At 64.2% G+C, this 17,960-nt stretch carries 15 protein-coding genes and 1 riboswitch; of the genes, 8 read left to right on the top strand and 7 right to left on the bottom strand.

What is annotated here, in order from left to right; all coding sequences use genetic code 11:
* Positions 1-71 precede the first annotated feature (71 nt).
* Positions 72-186, top strand: a riboswitch (TPP riboswitch).
* A gap of 43 nt (positions 187-229) precedes the next feature.
* From thiB to LB559_RS17205, 4 genes are all read left to right on the top strand, one after another.
* Positions 230-1,228 (top strand): thiamine ABC transporter substrate binding subunit, encoded by a 999-nt coding sequence (gene thiB / locus LB559_RS17220; RefSeq protein WP_013529168.1) that lies wholly within the window; start codon positions 230-232, stop codon positions 1,226-1,228.
* A gap of 8 nt (positions 1,229-1,236) precedes the next feature.
* Complete coding sequence (thiP, locus tag LB559_RS17215; protein ID WP_224674692.1) at positions 1,237-2,862, top strand: thiamine/thiamine pyrophosphate ABC transporter permease; 1,626 nt, start codon at positions 1,237-1,239, stop codon at positions 2,860-2,862.
* The gene (gene thiQ / locus LB559_RS17210; RefSeq protein WP_027162507.1) at positions 2,855-3,646 is read left to right on the top strand and encodes a thiamine ABC transporter ATP-binding protein; all 792 of its coding nucleotides are present in this window, start codon (positions 2,855-2,857) and stop codon (positions 3,644-3,646) included. Before thiP ends, thiQ begins: the two co-directional genes overlap by 8 nt.
* A 258-nt stretch (positions 3,647-3,904) precedes the next feature.
* The gene (locus LB559_RS17205; RefSeq protein ID WP_024502938.1) at positions 3,905-5,374 is read left to right on the top strand and encodes a M48 family metalloprotease; all 1,470 of its coding nucleotides are present in this window, start codon (positions 3,905-3,907) and stop codon (positions 5,372-5,374) included.
* A gap of 24 nt (positions 5,375-5,398) precedes the next feature.
* Here the strand turns inward: LB559_RS17205 and LB559_RS17200 are convergent, their stop codons facing one another.
* On the bottom strand, positions 5,399-6,262 hold the full coding sequence (locus tag LB559_RS17200; RefSeq protein ID WP_027162506.1) for an RNA polymerase factor sigma-32: 864 nt from the start codon (positions 6,260-6,262) through the stop codon (positions 5,399-5,401).
* A gap of 322 nt (positions 6,263-6,584) precedes the next feature.
* Between LB559_RS17200 and LB559_RS17195 the strand changes: the two genes are divergently transcribed.
* From LB559_RS17195 to LB559_RS17185, 3 genes are all read left to right on the top strand, one after another.
* The gene (locus tag LB559_RS17195; protein WP_013529173.1) at positions 6,585-7,358 is read left to right on the top strand and encodes an amino acid ABC transporter substrate-binding protein; all 774 of its coding nucleotides are present in this window, start codon (positions 6,585-6,587) and stop codon (positions 7,356-7,358) included.
* Positions 7,359-7,484: 126 nt separating this feature from the next.
* The gene (locus LB559_RS17190) at positions 7,485-8,165 is read left to right on the top strand and encodes an amino acid ABC transporter permease (protein ID WP_013529174.1); all 681 of its coding nucleotides are present in this window, start codon (positions 7,485-7,487) and stop codon (positions 8,163-8,165) included.
* Entirely contained in the window at positions 8,162-8,932 is a 771-nt protein-coding gene (locus LB559_RS17185; RefSeq protein ID WP_013529175.1) for an amino acid ABC transporter ATP-binding protein, read from the top strand. The genes LB559_RS17190 and LB559_RS17185 overlap by 4 nt, the downstream gene beginning before the upstream one ends.
* A 181-nt stretch (positions 8,933-9,113) precedes the next feature.
* Here the strand turns inward: LB559_RS17185 and LB559_RS17180 are convergent, their stop codons facing one another.
* Both LB559_RS17180 and LB559_RS17175 read right to left on the bottom strand, forming a co-directional pair.
* Complete coding sequence (locus tag LB559_RS17180) at positions 9,114-9,725, bottom strand: LysE family translocator (protein WP_024502939.1); 612 nt, start codon at positions 9,723-9,725, stop codon at positions 9,114-9,116.
* A 155-nt stretch (positions 9,726-9,880) separates the two neighbouring features.
* Positions 9,881-10,540, bottom strand: coding sequence for a response regulator (locus tag LB559_RS17175; protein ID WP_024502940.1), 660 nt, complete (start codon positions 10,538-10,540; stop codon positions 9,881-9,883).
* Between the two features lie 130 nt (positions 10,541-10,670).
* Between LB559_RS17175 and LB559_RS17170 the strand changes: the two genes are divergently transcribed.
* The gene (locus tag LB559_RS17170) at positions 10,671-12,440 is read left to right on the top strand and encodes an ATP-binding protein (RefSeq protein WP_224674578.1); all 1,770 of its coding nucleotides are present in this window, start codon (positions 10,671-10,673) and stop codon (positions 12,438-12,440) included.
* Between the two features lie 166 nt (positions 12,441-12,606).
* Here LB559_RS17170 and LB559_RS17165 read toward each other — a convergent pair whose 3' ends face one another.
* From LB559_RS17165 to LB559_RS17150, 4 genes are all read right to left on the bottom strand, one after another.
* Positions 12,607-13,188, bottom strand: coding sequence for a CarD family transcriptional regulator (locus tag LB559_RS17165; RefSeq protein WP_013529179.1), 582 nt, complete (start codon positions 13,186-13,188; stop codon positions 12,607-12,609).
* A gap of 367 nt (positions 13,189-13,555) precedes the next feature.
* Entirely contained in the window at positions 13,556-13,894 is a 339-nt protein-coding gene (gene fdxA, locus LB559_RS17160) for a ferredoxin FdxA (protein ID WP_013529180.1), read from the bottom strand.
* A gap of 234 nt (positions 13,895-14,128) precedes the next feature.
* Positions 14,129-14,515, bottom strand: a complete 387-nt coding sequence (locus tag LB559_RS17155) for an RNA-binding S4 domain-containing protein (RefSeq protein ID WP_013529181.1) — start codon at positions 14,513-14,515, stop codon at positions 14,129-14,131.
* Positions 14,516-14,531: 16 nt separating this feature from the next.
* A complete protein-coding gene (locus LB559_RS17150) occupies positions 14,532-17,924 on the bottom strand; it encodes a helicase-related protein (protein ID WP_224674577.1) in 3,393 nt (1,130 codons plus the stop codon).
* Between the last annotated feature and the right edge of the window lie 36 nt (positions 17,925-17,960).

Below are 17,960 nucleotides of genomic sequence, written 5' to 3'. Positions count from 1 at the left end.
CAGCCCGGCACGGGAAACGGAAGGCGGCAAACTCCCGCTTGCATGGCGGATCGGCCCGGCCTATGTGTCGAAACGCTCTAACGGGGTGCCGGACGCGATCTTCGCGGACCGGCTGAGAGGCAGTCTCGCCAACCCGCTGAACCTGATCCGGTTTGTACCGGCGGAGGGATTAGACGTTTCGGACAGTCCGACGCCTCAATTCCTTTCAATTCGAACGAAGGAGGCGCCGATGCGCACGCTTTTATACGCTCTTGTTTCAGCAACGGTCGTGGCCTTGTCCGGGCCCGCCTTGGCCAAGGACAAGCTCACCGTCTACACCTATGAGAGTTTCACCGCCGACTGGGGTCCGGGTCCCGTGGTGAAGAAGGAGTTCGAGGCCGAATGCGGCTGCGACGTCGACTTCGTCTCGGTCGCCGATGGCGTCGCGCTGCTCAACCGCGTCAGATTGGAAGGCGCATCGACCAAGGCCGATATCGTGCTTGGCCTGGATACCAATCTCACCGCCGATGCCAAGGCGTCAGGCTTGTTCGCGCCGCATGGCGCGGTGACGGATGTCAATGTGCCGGGCGGCTGGAGCGACGACACTTTTGTCCCCTTCGACTACGGCTATTTCGCTGTCGTCTATGACACGCAGAAGATGAAGACGCCGCCGAAGAGCCTGAAGGAGCTGATCGAAGGCAGTGCCAACGACAAGATCGTCATCCAGGATCCGCGCACCTCGACGCCAGGCCTCGGCCTGCTTCTTTGGGTCAAGTCGGTCTATGGCGACAAGGCACCCGAGGCCTGGGCCAAGCTCAAGGCCAAGGTGCTGACCGTGACGCCGGGCTGGAGCGAGGCCTATGGGCTGTTCACCAAGGGCGAGGCGCCGATGGTGCTGTCCTACACGACGTCGCCAGCCTACCACATGGTCGCCGAGAACACGGAGCGCTACCAGGCGGCCTCCTTCGAGGAGGGCGAGTATCTGCAGATCGAGGTGGCGGGTATCACCACGACAGGAGCCAAGAATCCGCTGGCGGCCAAGTTCATGGCCTTCATGACCGGGCCGAAATTCCAGGATGCCATCCCCGAGACCAACTGGATGTTCCCGGCAGGCAAGACCGACAAGCCGCTCAATCCGGCCTTCGACAAACTGGTCAAGCCGACGAAGACCTTGCTGTTCAGCCCGCAAGAGGTCGCCGCCAACCGCAAGGCCTGGGTCGATGAATGGCTGGCGGTGATGAGCAAATAGGCAGCGCGATGGCGCCGGCGCATTCCACGGATTCCCGCGTCAGTGCCGGCATTGTAGCGCTCGCTGCAATCGCGCTGCTGATCGGCGGCGCGTTTGCCGGCCTGCTTTTCGAGGGCGCCCATGATTTCTCGGGCGCCTGGGCAGCCTTCGATCCCTATCTGCTTCGCGTCATTCGCTTCACGCTCTGGCAAGCGGTCCTGTCGACGCTGCTTTCGGTCATCCCGGGGCTGTTTGTGGCGCGCGCTCTGTCGCGGCATCCACGTTTCTTCGGCCGCGCCTTCATCCTGCAGATCTTCGCCGTGCCATTGGCGCTGCCGGCCATCGTTGCAGCGCTCGGCATCCTGGCGCTTTATGGCCGTGCCGGCTATTTCGCCGGCGTGCTTGCCGTTATCGGCGGCGGAAGCTGGCCGGGCATCTATGGCCTGTCCGGCATTCTCGTCGCCCATGTCTTCTTCAACCTGCCGCTGGCGACGCGGCTGTTCCTCGAGGCGCTGCAGACCATACCGGCCGACCAATGGCGGCTGGCGAGCCAACTCGGCATGGCGGCCCGGCCGGCGTTCCGGCTGATCGAATGGCCAACGCTGCGCGCCGCACTGCCCGGCGTCGCCGGGCTGGTCTTCATGCTCTGCATCACATCCTTCACGATCGTGCTGACGCTCGGCGGCGGGCCGGCCGCGACGACGCTTGAGGTCGGCATCTACCAGGCGCTGCGCTTCGATTTCGATCCCGCACGGGCCGTTGCACTGACGCTGCTGCAGATCGCCTTGACCTTTATCGTGGTGCTGGCACTGACGCGGCTAGGCGCCAATGTGGTCGGCGACACCAATTTGCCGGTCGCGCAACGCCGCTATCTCTCGGTCAATCGGAGCGAGACCTGGTTGAACGCGCTACTCATCGTCCTGGCGCTGCTGTTCGTTGTCGGGCCGATGGCGGCAACCGTGATGGCCGGATTGAGTGCCGATCTCGCCCGCTTGGCCGGCGAGGCCACTGTCCGGCAGGCAACGCTGACCAGCGCGGCGCTCGCCTTCCTGTCGGCGCTGCTTTCGGTGATGCTGTCGCTGGCGCTGACCATGGCGCGGCGGGCGCTAGCGCTGACCCGCCGTGCCGGCGCAAAGACACTGCTCGAACACGCGACCGATACAGGCGCCGGTTTTGTCCTGGTCGTGCCGCCGATCGTCGTCGGCGCCGGCTGGTTCCTGTTGTTGCGCCATGTCGGCGATGTCTTCGCCATCGCCCCGGTCATGGTCGTCACCGTCAACGCGGTGATGGCGATGCCGTTTGCGCTCCGCGCCGTGCGTCCCGCCTATGATGCGGCGAGCGAGCGTCACGAACGGCTCTGTGCACAACTCGGCATTGCGGGCTGGAACCGGCTGATGCTGGTCGACTGGCCGTCGCTGCGGCGACCGCTCGCCACGGCCTTCGCTTTCGCCATGGCGCTGTCGCTCGGCGATCTCGGTGTCATTGCCTTGTTCGGCAGTGATTCCGTGCAGACATTGCCCTACCTTCTTCTGGCTCGGATGGGCAGCTACCGCACCGAGGATGCCGCCGGCCTCGCACTGCTGCTCGGCCTCGTCTGTCTCGCTTTGATCGTGGCGGCGCACTGGCTGGGAAGGGAGGAGGTCCGTGATGCGTGAAAAGGCGGCCAACGGGCTCGCGAAGGGCGCGCCGGTGCGGCTGGACAAAGTGTCGTTCAGCTATGGCAGCTATGGCGAGGCGCCGCTTGTTTTCGATGTCGAGTTTGCCGCGGCGACGATCACCGCCATCATGGGGCCGAGCGGTTCGGGCAAGTCGACGCTGCTCAATCTGGTCGCCGGCTTCGAGACCCCACGGTCGGGCCGCGTGCTGATCGGCGGTGTCGATGTCAGCGCCGAGCCGGCCTCGGCGCGGCCGGTGTCGATGGTGTTCCAGGAGAACAATCTCTTCGCGCATCTTTCCGTCGAGCAGAATGTCGGGCTCGGCCGCTCGCCATCCCTGCGGCTGACCGAGGCGGACCGCGCTGCGGTCGCCGAGGCGCTTGCGCGCACCGGTCTTGCGGGCAAGGAGAAACGCCTGCCGCGCGAGCTCTCGGGGGGCGAACGCCAGCGCGTCGCCCTGGCCCGCGTGCTGGTGCGCGACCGACCGGTGTTGCTGCTCGACGAGCCCTTCGCTTCGCTCGGACCGGCTTTGCGCGACGAGATGCTGGATCTGGTTGCCGCCGTTCATGCCGAACGCGCCATGACAGTGCTGTTCGTCACCCACCAGCCGGAGGATGCACGCCGCATCGGCGAGCATATGGTGTTTGTCGACAATGGGTTGGTCGCCGCGACCGGCAAGGCTGATGATTTCTTTGCCGGGGCTGGTCCGGAGGCGTTCCGGCGCTATATCGGCGCGGGTGCCGGATATTCCACATCACGCGATGTTGCCCGGAAGCGGACATAATTTACGGTCAAACCGGCTCCAGGCGATGTGGCGTTTGCTTGCCATGACCGGGGGAGTGTGGCTAGGTCCGCCCTACCGGTCCGGCACGGGCCGTGATTTGCCTGCAGTATCCGGCGCCCGCCCCTGGGACGGGCCGCGGATACTGCAGCAGTTTGAGATATGGCACGTGAGCATTCTGAAGATCGTCCCCGATTTTCAATGTCATGTGCCGGGACCCGAAAGGAAGCCGTTCTGGCGATCGGCGCTAACACATTGGGAATGAAACCGCTGGCGCGCTTCCTCGCGCTGGCCGGCTTTGCCGTGGCGTTGGCAAGCTGCCAGATGTTCACGCCGCCGGAAGTTCAGGAATCCGGCTTCCAGCCTTCCGACAAGCCGATCACGGTGGACAATGTCGGCGCCAACAACAAGCTCGCCGAATTGGCCAGGGCGCAGCATCCGCGCATCCTGGCGACCTATGGCGGCGAATATTCCGATCCCAAGCTCGAGCGCATGGTCGCCAAGGTGGTCGGTAGTTTGACGGTGGTGTCCGCCAACCCGACACAGACCTATCGCATCACCATTTTGAATTCGCCCAATGTCAATGCCTTCGCGCTGCCGGGCGGCTATCTCTACATCACGCGCGGCCTCCTGGCGCTGGCCAATGATTCGGCCGAGCTTGCCGCTGTCATCGCGCATGAGATGGGCCACGTCACCGCCAATCACGGCTTGCAGCGCCAGCAACTCGAGGCAGAGGAAGGCCTGGCGACCAAGGTGGTTTCCGATGTGCTCGGCGACAGCCCGACCGCCAAGGCGGCGTTGATCCGCGGCAAGCTGAGGCTCGCGCAATTCTCGCGCAACCAGGAGCTGGAAGCCGACGCCATCGGCATCAAGTCGATCGGCGAGGCCGGCTACGATCCTTTCGCCGCCGGCCGCTTCCTGCAATCGATGTCGGCCTACACCGATTTCCGCTCGATCAGCGGCGCCACCGACGCCAGCCTCGATTTCCTGGCCACGCACCCCAATACGCCGCAGCGCATCGATCTGGCGCAGCGCCATGCCCGCCAGTTCGGCGCGCCGGGCGTCGGCACGCGCGACCGCGATTCCTTCCTCGCCGGCATAGACGGCCTGCTCTATGGCGACACGCCGGAAGAAGGCTATGTGCGCGGCGAAACCTTCCTGCATCCGGGCCTTGGCGTTTCGTTCACGGTACCGGACGGCTTCATCATCGACAATTCGGCGGCAGCGGTGACGGCCACCGGCCCCGGCGACATAGCGATCCGTTTCGATGGCGTGTCGATCGACAAGAACCGGGCGCTGACGGACTATATCCGCAGCGGCTGGGTGGCTGGTCTCGTCGACAGCAGCGTCAGGCAGGAAACCATCAACGGCAACGAGGCAGCGACCGCGCATGCCGGCGCCGAAGGCTGGCAGTTCGACATTGCGGTGATCCGCGCCGGCGGCCAGGTCTACCGGCTGCTGACCGCGGCCCCTTCGGCCAGCACGTCGCTGGACACGATCGCCCGCTCGGTCAGCGGCTCGTTCCGGATCCTGAGCGCTGCCGAAAAGGCGGCGCTGAAGCCGCTGCGCATCCGCGTCGTCACTGTCCAGCCTGGGCAGACGATGGGTTCGCTTTCGGCGCAGATGGTCGGCGTCGACCGTAAGCTCGACCTGTTCCGCGTCCTCAACGCGCTGTCGCCTGGTGCCGCGGTTTCGGCCGGCGACAAGGTCAAGATCGTCACGGACAAGTAGGCACCTCCGGACGCCTGCCGCCGTTCAGGCGGCAGTCGCCATGAACTCCGGATTCTGCTTCACCAACGCGACCTTCAGCTTTTCCATGGCGCGGGCCTCGATCTGGCGGACGCGTTCCTTGGAGATGCCGAGGGTTTCGCCGAGCGCTTCCAGCGTCGCGCCCTCGTCGTTAAGCCGGCGTTCCTCGATGATCCTCAACTCCCGTGCGTTGAGCGCGCGAAGCGCCTCCCTCAGCCAGAGCGAGCGGCGCGCGACATCGATCTTGTCGCCGACGATCTCGTCGGGCAGCGGATCGTCCGAGACCAGGAAGTCCATGCGCTCGGTCGAACCCGCATCGTCGGCAACCGGCATGTTGAGTGAGGAGTCGGGAGCCGACAGCCGCGAATCCATCATCGCCACGTCGGCTTCGGAGACGCCGAGTGCTTCCGATACTTCGCGATAGAGCGTTGCGTTTGACAGTGGCTCGGCGCCATTCGCCAGCCGCGCGCGCAGGCGTCGCAGGTTGAAGAACAGCGCCTTCTGCGCCGAGCTGGTGCCGCCACGCACGATCGACCAGTTGCGCAGGATGTAGTCCTGCATCGAGGCCCGGATCCACCATGTCGCATAGGTCGAGAACCGCACCTCGCGCTCCGGCTCGAAGCGGGCGGCGGCCTCGAGCAGTCCGACATGACCCTCCTGGACCAGGTCGCCGAGCGGCAGGCCGTAATGGCGGAATTTGGAGGCCATGGAAATGACCAGCCGCATATGCGCGACGGTGATGCTGTGCAGCGCGTTCTGGTCGTTGTCCTCTTTCCAGAGCAATGCAAGCCGATGCTCTTCGTCACGTTCGAGGTAGGGAGCCTTCATTGCCGCGCGGACCATGATCCGTCCTGCCGTGTCTTCCATCATGAGGCGCTCCCTGGGTGGTGCGGATGACTTTGCAAACTTGGCTGGCGCCCGGGTTGAAATGGCGGCGCCGTGCCCTAGAACAGCCAGAACTGCCATGCGCGGGAAAGGTTCCGCGACCGTGGCTGCGGGATTGTGTTGCCCGACGGGCTCCGGGGATGATCCGCGACAGTTCTGGTGTCGGCTGGAAAGCGCCAGTTTGAGTATGCGATTTCAGAAACTGGTTGTTTTTGGAATTCTGTTCCTTATTTTTTCGGCTTGCATCTGTCAGTTTCCAGCGCTCACAATATGCCGGTCGGCCGGCCAAGGACGGGATCACAGAAAAATGAAATGGCTCAAGTCGCTCATCATCGCCGGAACGCTGCAGGCCTTGGCTGTCACCGCAGGCCATGCCGGCGCCAATCTCGACCAGATCAAGCAGGCCGGGGTCATCAAGGTCGGCACGGAAGGCACTTATGCGCCATTCACCTATCATGACACTTCGGGCGCACTGGTCGGCTTCGACGTCGAAATCGCCAAGGCGATCGCCGACAAGCTCGGCGTCAAGGTCGAATTCCTCGAAGGCAAGTGGGACGGGCTGATCGCCGGCCTCGACGCCAATCGCTATGACGCCGTCATCAACGAGGTCGGCATCACCGATGCCCGCAAGGCCAAGTACGACTTCTCCGATCCTTACATCGCCTCCAAGGCGGTGCTGATCGTGCGCGGCGACAACACAGACATCAAGACCTTTGCCGATCTCAAGGGCAAGAAGTCGGCGCAGTCGCTGACCTCGAATTTCGGCAAGCTGGCCGAAACGAACGGCGCCGAGCTGGTCGGCACCGATGGCTTCGACCAATCGATCCAGCTGCTTCTGACAGGCCGTGCCGACGCCACGATCAATGACAGCCTGTCGTTCCTCGACTTCAAGAAGCACAAGCCCGACGCCAATGTGAAGATCGCCGCGCAAGAGGAAAACGCCGACTATTCCGGCGTCATCGTGCGCAAGGGCGATCCGGAGCTGGTCGCGGCGATCAACAAGGCGCTGGCCGACATCAAGGCCGACGGCACCTATAAGAAAATCTCCGACACCTATTTCGGCCAGGACGTTTCGAAGTAATCTATGAGGCGGGCCGCTCCGCGGCCCACAGGACATATCGAGCGGCGAGCCGTCTTTGACGGTCCGCCGCTTTTGTCGTGATATGTCGCGCCTCGACGAAGCCTCGACTTATTTGGAGGGTCTTACGTGCCGCACTGGCTGCAACTGATGCTGGAGTCGCTGCCTTCGCTGTTGTGGGCGGCGCTGATCTTCACCGTGCCGCTGACGCTGTTGTCCTTCGTCCTTGGGCTGACCGTTGGGTTGGGTGCGGCGCTTGCCCGGCTGTTTGGTCCGAAACCGCTGGTCGCGCTGGTGCGCTTCTATGTCTGGATTTTCCGCGGCACGCCGCTGCTGGTGCAGCTGTTCCTTATCTTCTACGGCCTGCCGTCGGTCGGCATCCTGCTCGACGCCTTCACGGCGGCGTTGATCGGCTTCACGCTCAACATCGGCGCCTACACGTCGGAAATCATCCGCGCGGCCATAGGCTCGGTGCCGAAGGGCCAATGGGAAGCCGCCTATTCGATCGGCATGACCTGGAGCCAGGCGATGCGGCGCACCATCCTGCCGCAAGCCGGCCGGGTCGCGGTGCCGCCGCTTTCCAACACCTTCATCTCATTGGTCAAGGATACGTCGCTGGCCGCCGCCATCACCGTGCCGGAGATGTTCCAGGCGGCGCAGCGCATCGTCGCCACCACCTATGAGCCGCTGATCCTCTATGTCGAGGCGGCGATCCTCTATCTGGCGCTGAGTTCGGTGCTGTCGGCCTTGCAGACGCGGCTGGAGACCCGGCTCAACCGCTATGGCGGCTTCCTGGAGGCACGCTCATGATCGGCCTCAGCAACATCGAAAAGCGCTTTGGCGACAATCTCGTGTTGAAGGGCGTGACGGTCACCATTGCCGAAGGCAGCGTCACGGCGCTGGTCGGCCCGTCGGGCGGGGGAAAGAGCACCCTGCTGCGCTGCATCAACCTCCTGGAGATCCCGACCTCGGGCACGGTGCGCATCGGCGACGAGACGCTCGAATTCCATCCTGGTGGCAGGGTTCCGGCCAGGGATATCCAGCGCCTGCGGCTGCAGACCGGCATGGTGTTCCAGAACTTCCAGCTGTTTCCGCATCGCACCGCGATCGAGAACGTCATGGAAGGGCTGGTGACGGTGCTGAAATGGGCGCCTGAGAGGGCACGCGAGCGGGCGCTGGCTCTGCTGGAGAAGGTGGGGATGGCGCACAAGGCCGACGCCTGGCCGGCGACGCTGTCGGGCGGCCAGCAGCAGCGCGTGGCGATCGCCCGCGCCTTGGCGCCGTCGCCGAAAGTGCTGCTCTGCGACGAGCCGACCTCGGCACTCGACCCGGAACTGGCGCAAGAGGTGGTCGACGTGCTTGGCAAGCTCGCCAGTGAAGGCACGACCATGGTGATGGCGACGCATGATCTGCGCCTCGCCTCCAAGATCGCCAAGGAAGTGGTGTTCCTCGATGCCGGCGTCGTCGTCGAGAAGGGACCGGCCGCGGTGCTGTTCAACAATCCGGAGCAGCAACGGACGAAGCGGTTCATTGCGACGCTGAAGCAGGAGGCTGAGAAGGAAGGCGGCGGCGGGTAGGCGCGGCCTAGGGTCTGTAGAATTCGGGCGATGGCCCCGAAGGCGCGCCGGTTCCGGTATATCTTGCCGGATGCGCGAGCAGGCCGTCAGCCATCCTTCGGCATATCGGGCCTTGCCGCCAGCAGCCGCTGAAATTTCACCGTCAGATCTCCCTCGAAATCGCGGCTCTTCATTTGCAGGTTCAGATATGATGGCTGACGAGCGCCACGCCAAGTCCGATGAGGATCGAACCGCATGTCTTGGGGATCACCCATCCGGCGCCAGTGAACCGGCCAACGGCGAGCGAGGCGATGCCGACCGCCGCAAGGTCGGCCATCGAGAAGATGAGATTGACGATGATGCCGAGGATGAGGAACTGCAACCCGACGGCCATGCCGGCTGACGGATCCACGAACTGCGGCAGGAAGGTCAGGAAGAACAGTGCCGTCTTGGGATTGAGGATCTCGACGACCATGCTGTCGCGAAATGTATTCGGGGCCGGCCTGGCACCATCCTCACCCATCCGGTTCCAGCCCAGGAACATGGCAAGGCCCAGCGAAATGAGATATGCGGCGCCCGCCCATCGGATCACCAAGAAAGCGACCGGCGCGTGTTCCATCAGTGCGGCGAGCCCGACCGCCGCGGCCAGGATGTGCACGTAACAACCAAGATGGACACCCAGTGCCGCCATCAATCCCGCCTGACGGCCATGGGCCAGCGTCTGCGCTGTCATGTAGAGAATCGCCGGTCCTGGCATGCAGGCGAAGGCGAGCGTTGCGAGGGCGAACGGAATCCAGAGATCCAGCGATGGCATGACAGCTCCTCCCATGATCAAGCCGTGGGAGGAGTAGGCCGGGGGGCAGGCCGAAAACATACGACGGATGCCGTATTTGGGTGATGATCGGGTTTGGCTAATCTGCCGATGGTTAAGGGGACGTTGCCGGGTTGCCCATTGTAGCGGCTGCGATATCAGCCGGTGGGCAATCCCAGACGAACCGCGTAGGCGGTCAGTTCGGCGGTGTTGTGGAGACTGAGCTTGCCCATCAGATTTTCGCGATGTTTGCGAGCGGTCGGCAGGCTGATGCCCAGTCGTTCGGCGATGTCGCGCGTGATCATGCCTTGCGCCACCAGTTGAAGGATCTGCCGTTCGCGTCGCGTCAGCGGTACCGGGGACAGGATTTCCTGCGCGGCTATCGGCTCGCTGTCCCTGCCTATATCGCTGACCGCGAAGCGAACGGTTTTCGCCAGATAGGTGCCTCCGTTCTTGACCGCTTCGATGGCAGCGCCGAGTTCCTCGGGATCGCCATCCTTGGTCAGGTAGGCGTTGGCGCCGGCGCTGAGCGCGGCGCGTACTGTCCTCGGCTCGACATTGGCCGTCAGCACCACGATCCGCAGGCGTGGTGCCAAGGTCCTGATGGTGGCGATAAACTGCATCCCGGCCACACCCGGCATGCCGAGGTCGAGGATCAAAAGGTCGGCGCGCGTGCTTCGCAGCTGGCCAAGCAGCGCCTCGCCATCCGCAGCCTCGGCGACGACCGAGACATTGTCCATAGCCGAGATAAGCAGCTTCAGCCCCTCGCGCACGATGGCATGGTCGTCGGCGAGTATGGCGGTGAGCGAGCGGTTCATCGGGGCACCATCCAGGGCTGCGGCGGCGTATATGGATCGATCGCCAACTTATGCGAAACAGGTTGCCGGTAGATCAACGGTACCGGGGAAGACCGGCCGGAGAATTACTTGGGACAATTGGAGGGATTCGATGCAGGAAGACAAGATACGCCAGGCCCTGGTCGAACTCCTGTATCGCAATTCCTACGGCGTGGTCATCTCCAACATCGTGATCTCGATGGCGGCGGTCTATGTTCTGAGAACGGCCGTTTCCGCCAATTGGCTGACCGGCTGGCTGGCGGCGCTGTATCTGCTGACGGCTCTCCGGGTGCTGGCGTCGCGCCGTTTTTTCAGCCGCTCAAGGGATCGCGGCTCGATCTTGCGCTGGGCATGGCTGGCCACGGCGTTTTCCTGTATGTCGGGCCTTCTGTGGGGGGTGCTTGGCTGGGTCGGCTTTATGCCCGAGGCGCCGATCGTGCTGTCCTTCACGGTCATCGTCCTGACTGGTCTCGTCTGCGGTACGGTGCCGTCGCTGTCGGCCTTTCCGCCGGCGCTGGTCGGTTCCATCCTGGCCACGGTGGTTCCGGTCGCCTTGCGCTGCTTGACCACCCAAAGCGATATTTCCGGCGCCTTCCTGTTCCTGCTCGCATCGCTGGTGGCGATCAATTTCTACTACTGCCGTATCACCTACCGCATGCTGCGCGAAACCGTCAGCCTGCGACTGGAGAACGAAACACTGGTCGAGCACCTGCAAGAGGAACGCGACAGGGCGCAGACCGCCGACCGTGCCAAGACGCGTTTTCTGGCGGCGGCGAGTCACGATCTGCGCCAACCGATCCATGCCCTGAGCCTGCTGGTCTCGACGCTTGCCATATTGGGGCAGCGCGGCGACGTACCCTCCGGCGAGGCGCGCGATCTGGCCAGCCGGGCGAAATCGGTTGTCAGCAACTTCAGTGGGCTGCTCAACGCTTTGCTCGATATCTCGCGGCTCGATGCGGGCATCGTCACGGTCACGAGCGAGGCGGTGCCGCTGCGCGACCTCTTTGGTGATCTTCGCAATGAATTCGCCGCCGAGGCAAAACAACGCGGACTTACGTGGCGCGTGGTAGACAGCAGTCTCTACGTCGACAGCGACCCGATGATGTTGAAGCGCATCCTCAACAACCTGGTCTCGAATGCCCTTCGCTACACCAAGCAAGGTGGTGTCCTGCTGGGCTGTCGCCGGCGCGGCGCATGTGTGGAGATACAGGTCCTCGACAGCGGCCCCGGCATCCCCGCCGATCAGCAGGGGATGGTCTTCGAGGAGTTCGTGCAGTTGCAGAACCCGGCGCGGGACCGCACGCAAGGCTTGGGACTCGGGCTCGCCATCGTTCGCCGCACCGCCGAGCTGTTGGGGCACCCCCTGAAATTGGCTTCGACGTCCGGGCGCGGTTCCCTGTTTTCCATCACCGTCGCGAAGGCCGGCGCGGTGCAAGCTCGCTTGGAGGTCGACACGACATCGCCGGCCAGCAGTGCCGCCGGCATCATGGTGGTCGAGGACGAGGGCGACGTTCTCGATGCCATGGTGCGCTTGCTCAGCCTGGAGGGACATCGTGTCTATCCCGGCCGCTCCGCCGCAGAGGCGCAGGAGGCCCATACGGCGGCGCTGGCTGCCGGCGATGCGCCGGTCGACCTGATCATCGCAGACTACCGTCTCGAGAATGACACCACCGGCACCGACGCGATCCGTGCGCTTCACGCCCATATCGGCCGGCTTGTCCCGACCATCATCATTACTGGCGATACGTCGCCGGCGCGCCTCAAGGAGATCAGCGCCAGCGGCAGCCGCATCCTGCACAAGCCGATCGCCGACGAGGAATTGCGCGAGACCATTGCCGCGGTCTGCTTTGGCGGCAAGGCGATAAGTGGCGACACACGTTAAAACGAAAACGCGCGCTCGACGGCTCGGCGCGCCGGCAAGCCGCGATGCAGCACGCTGGTGCGCAGGGCCTACCAACATCGAAGCTGCCGCCCGAAACCAAAAGAGGCCCCGGTCAAACCGGAGCCTCCAATCGTTTCTGGCAGGATTTCTCGAAAGGTGAGAAAGATCAGGCAGCTTCTTCCTGCTCGGCCTCTTCATTGTCGGCCTTGGCGCCACGCTTAGGGCCCTTGTTGAGGTTGACCTCGATCAGGCGCACGGCTTCGGTTTCCGACATGCGGTTGACGGCCGCGATCTCGCGGGCCATGCGGTCGAGCGCCGCCTCGTAGAGCTGACGCTCGGAATAGGACTGCTCCGGCTGGTTGTCGGCGCGGTAGAGGTCACGCACGACTTCCGAGATCGAGATCAGGTCGCCCGAATTGATCTTCGCATCATATTCCTGGGCGCGGCGCGACCACATGGTGCGCTTGACGCGGGCGCGGCCCTGCACGACCTTCAGCGCGCGCTCGACATAATCCTCTTCCGACAGCTTGCGCATGCCGATGGAGGTCGCCTTGGCGACCGGCACCTTCAGGCGCATCTTGTCCTTCGAGAAGTCGATGACGAACAGTTCCAGCTTGTGTCCAGCAACTTCCTGCTCGTCGATCGAGACGATCTGGCCGACGCCATGCGCCGGGTAGACGATGTACTCGCCGGTCTTGAAACCGTGACGCGCAGCGGTGGACTTCTTCTGCGGGGTGATCGTTGCCATTGCGCACTGAACTCCTTGTTGTGGTACCGGCGTCCTGCCGGCCCGAACTCGCGCGATCGGAGAAACCGACCGTTAGCCGCACAACAGATGAACCCATCGGAAAAGCCGGACCGGCAAACCGCAACATCGCGACCGCCTGGCCCAGATCGCTCTGGTCCGAATGGGATTTTCACCTTTCAGTGATTTGGGGCGTCTGCGCCATAAATCGACGTTGTGTCACCGGCATGTTTCGCTGATGTAACACAAAAAGTCGGAAGAATCAAGGTTTTGCTGCATACGCGAAGGCCACAACCCGGCGCCGGCTGTCAAGCCGGTTAATGTGACGTGCCTCTTACCCTGCGTAATACCGGCCTCTGCGGCCGTATTGTCAATCGCCTTCGCCGGGCTCGGCGGAGAAGTATTTCTCGAACTTGCCGGCCTCGCCGTCGAAGGATTTCGCGTCTGCCGGCGGTTCCTTCTTGGCGGTGATGTTGGGCCATTTCTCGGCGTATTCAGTGTTGACCTGCAGCCATTTGTCGAGGCCGGGCTCGGTGTCGGGCTTGATCGCGTCGGCCGGGCATTCCGGCTCGCAAACACCGCAGTCGATGCACTCGTCGGGATGGATGACGAGCATGTTCTCGCCTTCGTAGAAACAATCGACCGGACAGACCTCGATGCAGTCCATGTATTTGCATTTGATGCAATTGTCGGTCACGACATAGGTCATCGGTCGGCTCCGGGACGTCCCATTTTATTGGGCTTTTTCCGTCAGGTAACGCCTTTGGCCGCTGCTTGCAAGGGCAGCCATTCCTGTCGGCATCAGCGTTTCGAAATGGAATTCCAGGCAGCCGGCGCCCCAGAGGCCGGCGACCTCATGCAGGGCTTCCTGTTTGCCGGGTTCAGTTTTGCTTCAAACACGTGGTTATCCTGGCAAGCGCCGCCTGTTTTTGGACGCCAGGCATCAATCTTCGCCGAGCAATCGGTCGGTCTGGCGACGTTCCTTCTTGGTCGGGCGGCCGCTGCCGGCCTCGCGCAGCCCCGGAATTGCATCGGGAGGGGCTTCGCCCTTCGGTGCGGGCGGTGGCGACATATCCTCGTAGAGCGTACGGGCTTCCTCGGCCGGGCCGCGTCGCGCACCCGCGCCAAGGACCTTCCAGATGAAGATGCGCCGCTCGAGCGTGATGGTCAGGACGTCGCCCGGCTTGACCTGATCTGAGGCCTGCGCTGCTTTGTCGCGATTGATGCGGACCCGGCCGGCGACGACCAGTTTTGCCGCCAGCGAGCGCGATTTCACGACGCGGGAGAAGAACAGCCATTTGTCGATGCGCTGGCGGCCTTCGGCAACCATCGAAGCGAGCCGGGTTCTACTTCTTCAACTGGTCGCGCAGAGCGGCGAGCTTGGCGAAGGGCGAATCCGGATCGAAACGCACCGGACGCTCCTCGCGCGGCTTCGGCTGGAAGGCGGGCTTGCCGCCTTGCGGACCACCCTTGCCATCCGGCCTGCCACCCTTCCAGTCGGGACGGCCTTCGCGGCGGTCGGGACGCTCGCCCTGCGGCCTGTCACGTCGCTGTTCGCCTTCGGCCTGCGGCTTGGGTTTGAACTTCGAGCGGTCGAAGCGCGGCTTGCCGGCTCCATCGCGCCGTCCTTCATGGGCCGGACGCTCTCCGGGTGCAGCGGCGGCCGGTGCGCCGGCGTCCGCAGGCGCATCGCTTCGGCCGCGCGCTTGTCCGTTGCGTGGGCGATTGTTCCTGCGGTTGTCGTCGCGGTTGCGCGGGCGCTGTTCGAAACGACCCTGACGCCACAACAGGATGGGTTTTGGCGCTTCGGCTTCCGGAGCGGGTTCCCCGGTGGCTGCTTCAGTCACCGTCACGGGTTCGTCCGGCGCGGCGTCCGTTGCCGGCGCGGCATTTGACACCAGCTCGGCCGGTGCAACTTTTTCTGCCGCTGCGGCTTCAGTCTCGGCAGCTTCAGCCTCTGCCTGCGGTTCAACCGGTGCCGGTTCAGCAGCAGCCTCGGCAACAGGCGCTTCGTCTTGCACGGTTTCGACCGGAGCGTCCGCCTGTTCTTCCACGGCAGGCGCAGCAGGTTCCGCCGCGGCGTCGGAGGTGATTTCGGTCGCCGTTTCCGAAACGGCCACTGCGTCCGATGCCGGCTCCGACCCTTCGACTGCTGCCTCTGCTGCGGCGTCCGCCGCCTTGGTCTGCTCGGCTCGTGCAGCCTCTTCCGCCGCAAGCTTCGCCATCGCTGCTTCGCGCGCGGCATTGTCCTGTGCTTCGAGCCGCGCCTTGACCTCGACGGCCGGCTTCGGCTCGGGACGGTAGCCGAGACCTTTGAGGATCTCTTCCATATCGTCCGCGGTGGCGCCGAGGATCGACATCATCGGCGGCGTCACCATGAAGGACTGGCCGTCATAGGCGCCGTCCGGGCGCTGGCCGAGACCGGGCTTCCAGTTGGTCGCCGGACGGATCAGATCCGCCAGCCGTTCCAGGATGTCGATGCGCACGGCGCGACGGCCGAGATTGCGGTAGCCGGCAAGCTTGTAGAAGGTCTTGTCGAAGGCGGGGTCGATGACCACCGAGGTGCGACCCGAGGCGAGCGCATGGACCACGTCGCCAAAACCTGGCTTGTCCTTGCCGTCGTTCTTCAGCGCCCACAGCAGCGTCACCAGCCCGGCAGGCGCCGGCTTGATCAGCGCCGGCACGAAGACATGGTAGGCGCCGAAGCGCACGCCAAGCCGGCGAAGGGCTGCGCGGCCTTCCTGGTCGAGCGACTTCATCTCCTCGGCGATGTCGCGGCGGTTGATGAGGCCGAAATTCTCGACCAGCTGGAAGGCGATGCCACGGCCGATGCCGGAAATCTGGTCGGCGTTTTTCAAGTCGACCAGCGGCTTCAGCAGCGACTCGATCTGGAAATTGACGAAACGCTCGGCACGCGCGGCGACCTTGTCGCGCGCCGGGCCGGTCAGCTGTTCGTCGGCCAGCAGCACCAGCCGCGGCTTCAGCGCGTCTTCGCCTGATACAAGCGTGCCGATCGGCGCACCGATCCAGCGCAGCGTGCCATCCGACCCGAGGGCGATATCGCCATTGGCCGAGGCGCCGAAGCGTTCGGCGCGCGCCTCGAACTCGGCGGCCAGCGCCTTCTGGGCAGCGGTGCGCACCGCCTTGGCGTCTTCGCCGCCGGCGGTCTGGTCGGCGGTGAAGCGGAACCCTTGCAGCTCGCCGACATGGTGGCCTTCGACAAGGACGGTTCCGGTAGAACTAATTTCGGCTTCAGGCATGGTATTTTCTCTAAGGCGCCGCATGAGGACGGAAGTCCTGCGGTCTACGAAGCGTTTCGTCAACCGCTCATGCAGCGCATCCGACAATCTGTCTTCGATTTCGCGCGTCTTTTCCTGCCAGTGTGCCTGATCGGCCAGCCAGCCGGGCCGGTTCGACACGAATGTCCAGGTGCGGATCTGGGCAATGCGATGCGAGAGCGTATCAATGTCGCCCTCTGTTGTGTCGGCGCGGCGCACCTGCTCGGCCATGTAATTCTCGTCGACATGGCCGTGGCGTGCGAGGTCCGTGTAGATTGAGGCAATGAGATCGGCATGTTGGGCCGGCGCGATCCTGCGGTAGTCGGGCAGCGCGCAGGCTTCCCACAGCAGCGCCACGCGCTTGGCATTGGTGGTGAGTGCGCGGATGTCCTCGTCGCGCGACAGATGCTCGAGCGCCTGTGCATCGACGGCAGGCAATGCCCGTGTCAGTCCCTCGACCGGGGCGTTGGTTTCGATCGAGCGCTTCAGCGCGTCGAGGCTGGCAAAGTCGAAATGTGCGGTGCGCCATTGCAGCACCTTCACCGGGTCGAAGTCGTGGCCTTCGATCTTCTTGATCAGATCCTCGTCCAGCGGGTCGACCTGGCCGGTGACACCGAACGTGCCGTCGCGCAGATGCCGGCCGGCGCGGCCGGCGATCTGGCCAAGCTCGGCCGCCGTCAGATTGCGATACTGGAAGCCGTCGAACTTGCGATTCTGGGCGAAGGCGACGTGGTCGAGATCGAGGTTGAGACCCATGCCGATGGCATCGGTGGCGATGAGGTAGTCGACATCGCCGGACTGGAACAGCGCCACCTGGGCGTTGCGGGTGCGCGGCGAGAGCGCGCCGAGCACGACGGCGGCACCGCCCTGCTGGCGGCGGATCAACTCGGCGATGGCGTAGACCTCGTCGGCGGAAAAGGCGACGATCGCCGTGCGCCGCGGCAGGCGGGTCAGCTTCTTGGAGCCGGCATAGGCAAGATGCGACAGCCTCGGCCGCGTCACCACCGAGACACCCCTCAGCAGGCGCTGCAGGATACTTTGCATGGTGGCGGCGCCCAGCAGCAGCGTTTCCTGGCGGCCGCGCAGGTGCAGGATGCGATCGGTGAAAATGTGGCCGCGCTCGAGGTCGCCGGCGAGCTGCACCTCGTCGATGGCGACGAAGGCGGCGTCGGTCTCGCGCGGCATGGCCTCGACGGTGCAGACCGAATATTTGGCGCCCGGTGGCTGGATCTTTTCCTCGCCGGTAATCAGCGCAACCTTGTGGGCGCCGACCTTTTCGCAGACGCGGGCGTAGACCTCGCGCGCCAGAAGCCTGAGCGGCAGGCCGATGATTCCACTCTCATGCGCCACCATGCGCTCGATGGCGAGATGGGTCTTGCCGGTGTTGGTCGGCCCGAGCACGGCGGTCACGTCGCGGCCCGACAGGATCAGCGGCTCAGTGTGTTTGGGCTGGATGTTCATCAACCTAGAATAAGGCTTCCGGGACCTGGAGATAAG

The organism is Mesorhizobium sp. BR1-1-3, assembly GCF_020165455.1.
GTDB lineage: Bacteria > Pseudomonadota > Alphaproteobacteria > Rhizobiales > Rhizobiaceae > Mesorhizobium > Mesorhizobium ciceri.
The sequence above is the reverse complement of the archived record's forward strand: the minus strand, read 5'-3'. Positions and strand labels throughout refer to the sequence as shown.

What these genes read in the sequence shown, in the direction of transcription:
- LB559_RS17195 (WP_013529173.1), top strand. Translation starts at nt 6,585, where the DNA reads ATGAAATGGCTCAAGTCGCTCATCATCGCCGGAACGCTGCAGGCCTTG.
- LB559_RS17200 (WP_027162506.1), bottom strand. Translation starts at nt 6,262, where the DNA reads ATGATGGAAGACACGGCAGGACGGATCATGGTCCGCGCGGCAATGAAG.
- thiP (WP_224674692.1), top strand. Translation starts at nt 1,237, where the DNA reads ATGGCGCCGGCGCATTCCACGGATTCCCGCGTCAGTGCCGGCATTGTA.
- LB559_RS17180 (WP_024502939.1), bottom strand. Translation starts at nt 9,725, where the DNA reads ATGCCATCGCTGGATCTCTGGATTCCGTTCGCCCTCGCAACGCTCGCC.
- LB559_RS17170 (WP_224674578.1), top strand. Translation starts at nt 10,671, where the DNA reads ATGCAGGAAGACAAGATACGCCAGGCCCTGGTCGAACTCCTGTATCGC.
- LB559_RS17165 (WP_013529179.1), bottom strand. Translation starts at nt 13,188, where the DNA reads ATGGCAACGATCACCCCGCAGAAGAAGTCCACCGCTGCGCGTCACGGT.
- LB559_RS17205 (WP_024502938.1), top strand. Translation starts at nt 3,905, where the DNA reads ATGAAACCGCTGGCGCGCTTCCTCGCGCTGGCCGGCTTTGCCGTGGCG.
- LB559_RS17175 (WP_024502940.1), bottom strand. Translation starts at nt 10,540, where the DNA reads ATGAACCGCTCGCTCACCGCCATACTCGCCGACGACCATGCCATCGTG.
- thiQ (WP_027162507.1), top strand. Translation starts at nt 2,855, where the DNA reads ATGCGTGAAAAGGCGGCCAACGGGCTCGCGAAGGGCGCGCCGGTGCGG.
- LB559_RS17185 (WP_013529175.1), top strand. Translation starts at nt 8,162, where the DNA reads ATGATCGGCCTCAGCAACATCGAAAAGCGCTTTGGCGACAATCTCGTG.
- thiB (WP_013529168.1), top strand. Translation starts at nt 230, where the DNA reads ATGCGCACGCTTTTATACGCTCTTGTTTCAGCAACGGTCGTGGCCTTG.
- LB559_RS17155 (WP_013529181.1), bottom strand. Translation starts at nt 14,515, where the DNA reads ATGGTTGCCGAAGGCCGCCAGCGCATCGACAAATGGCTGTTCTTCTCC.
- LB559_RS17150 (WP_224674577.1), bottom strand. Translation starts at nt 17,924, where the DNA reads ATGAACATCCAGCCCAAACACACTGAGCCGCTGATCCTGTCGGGCCGC.
- fdxA (WP_013529180.1), bottom strand. Translation starts at nt 13,894, where the DNA reads ATGACCTATGTCGTGACCGACAATTGCATCAAATGCAAATACATGGAC.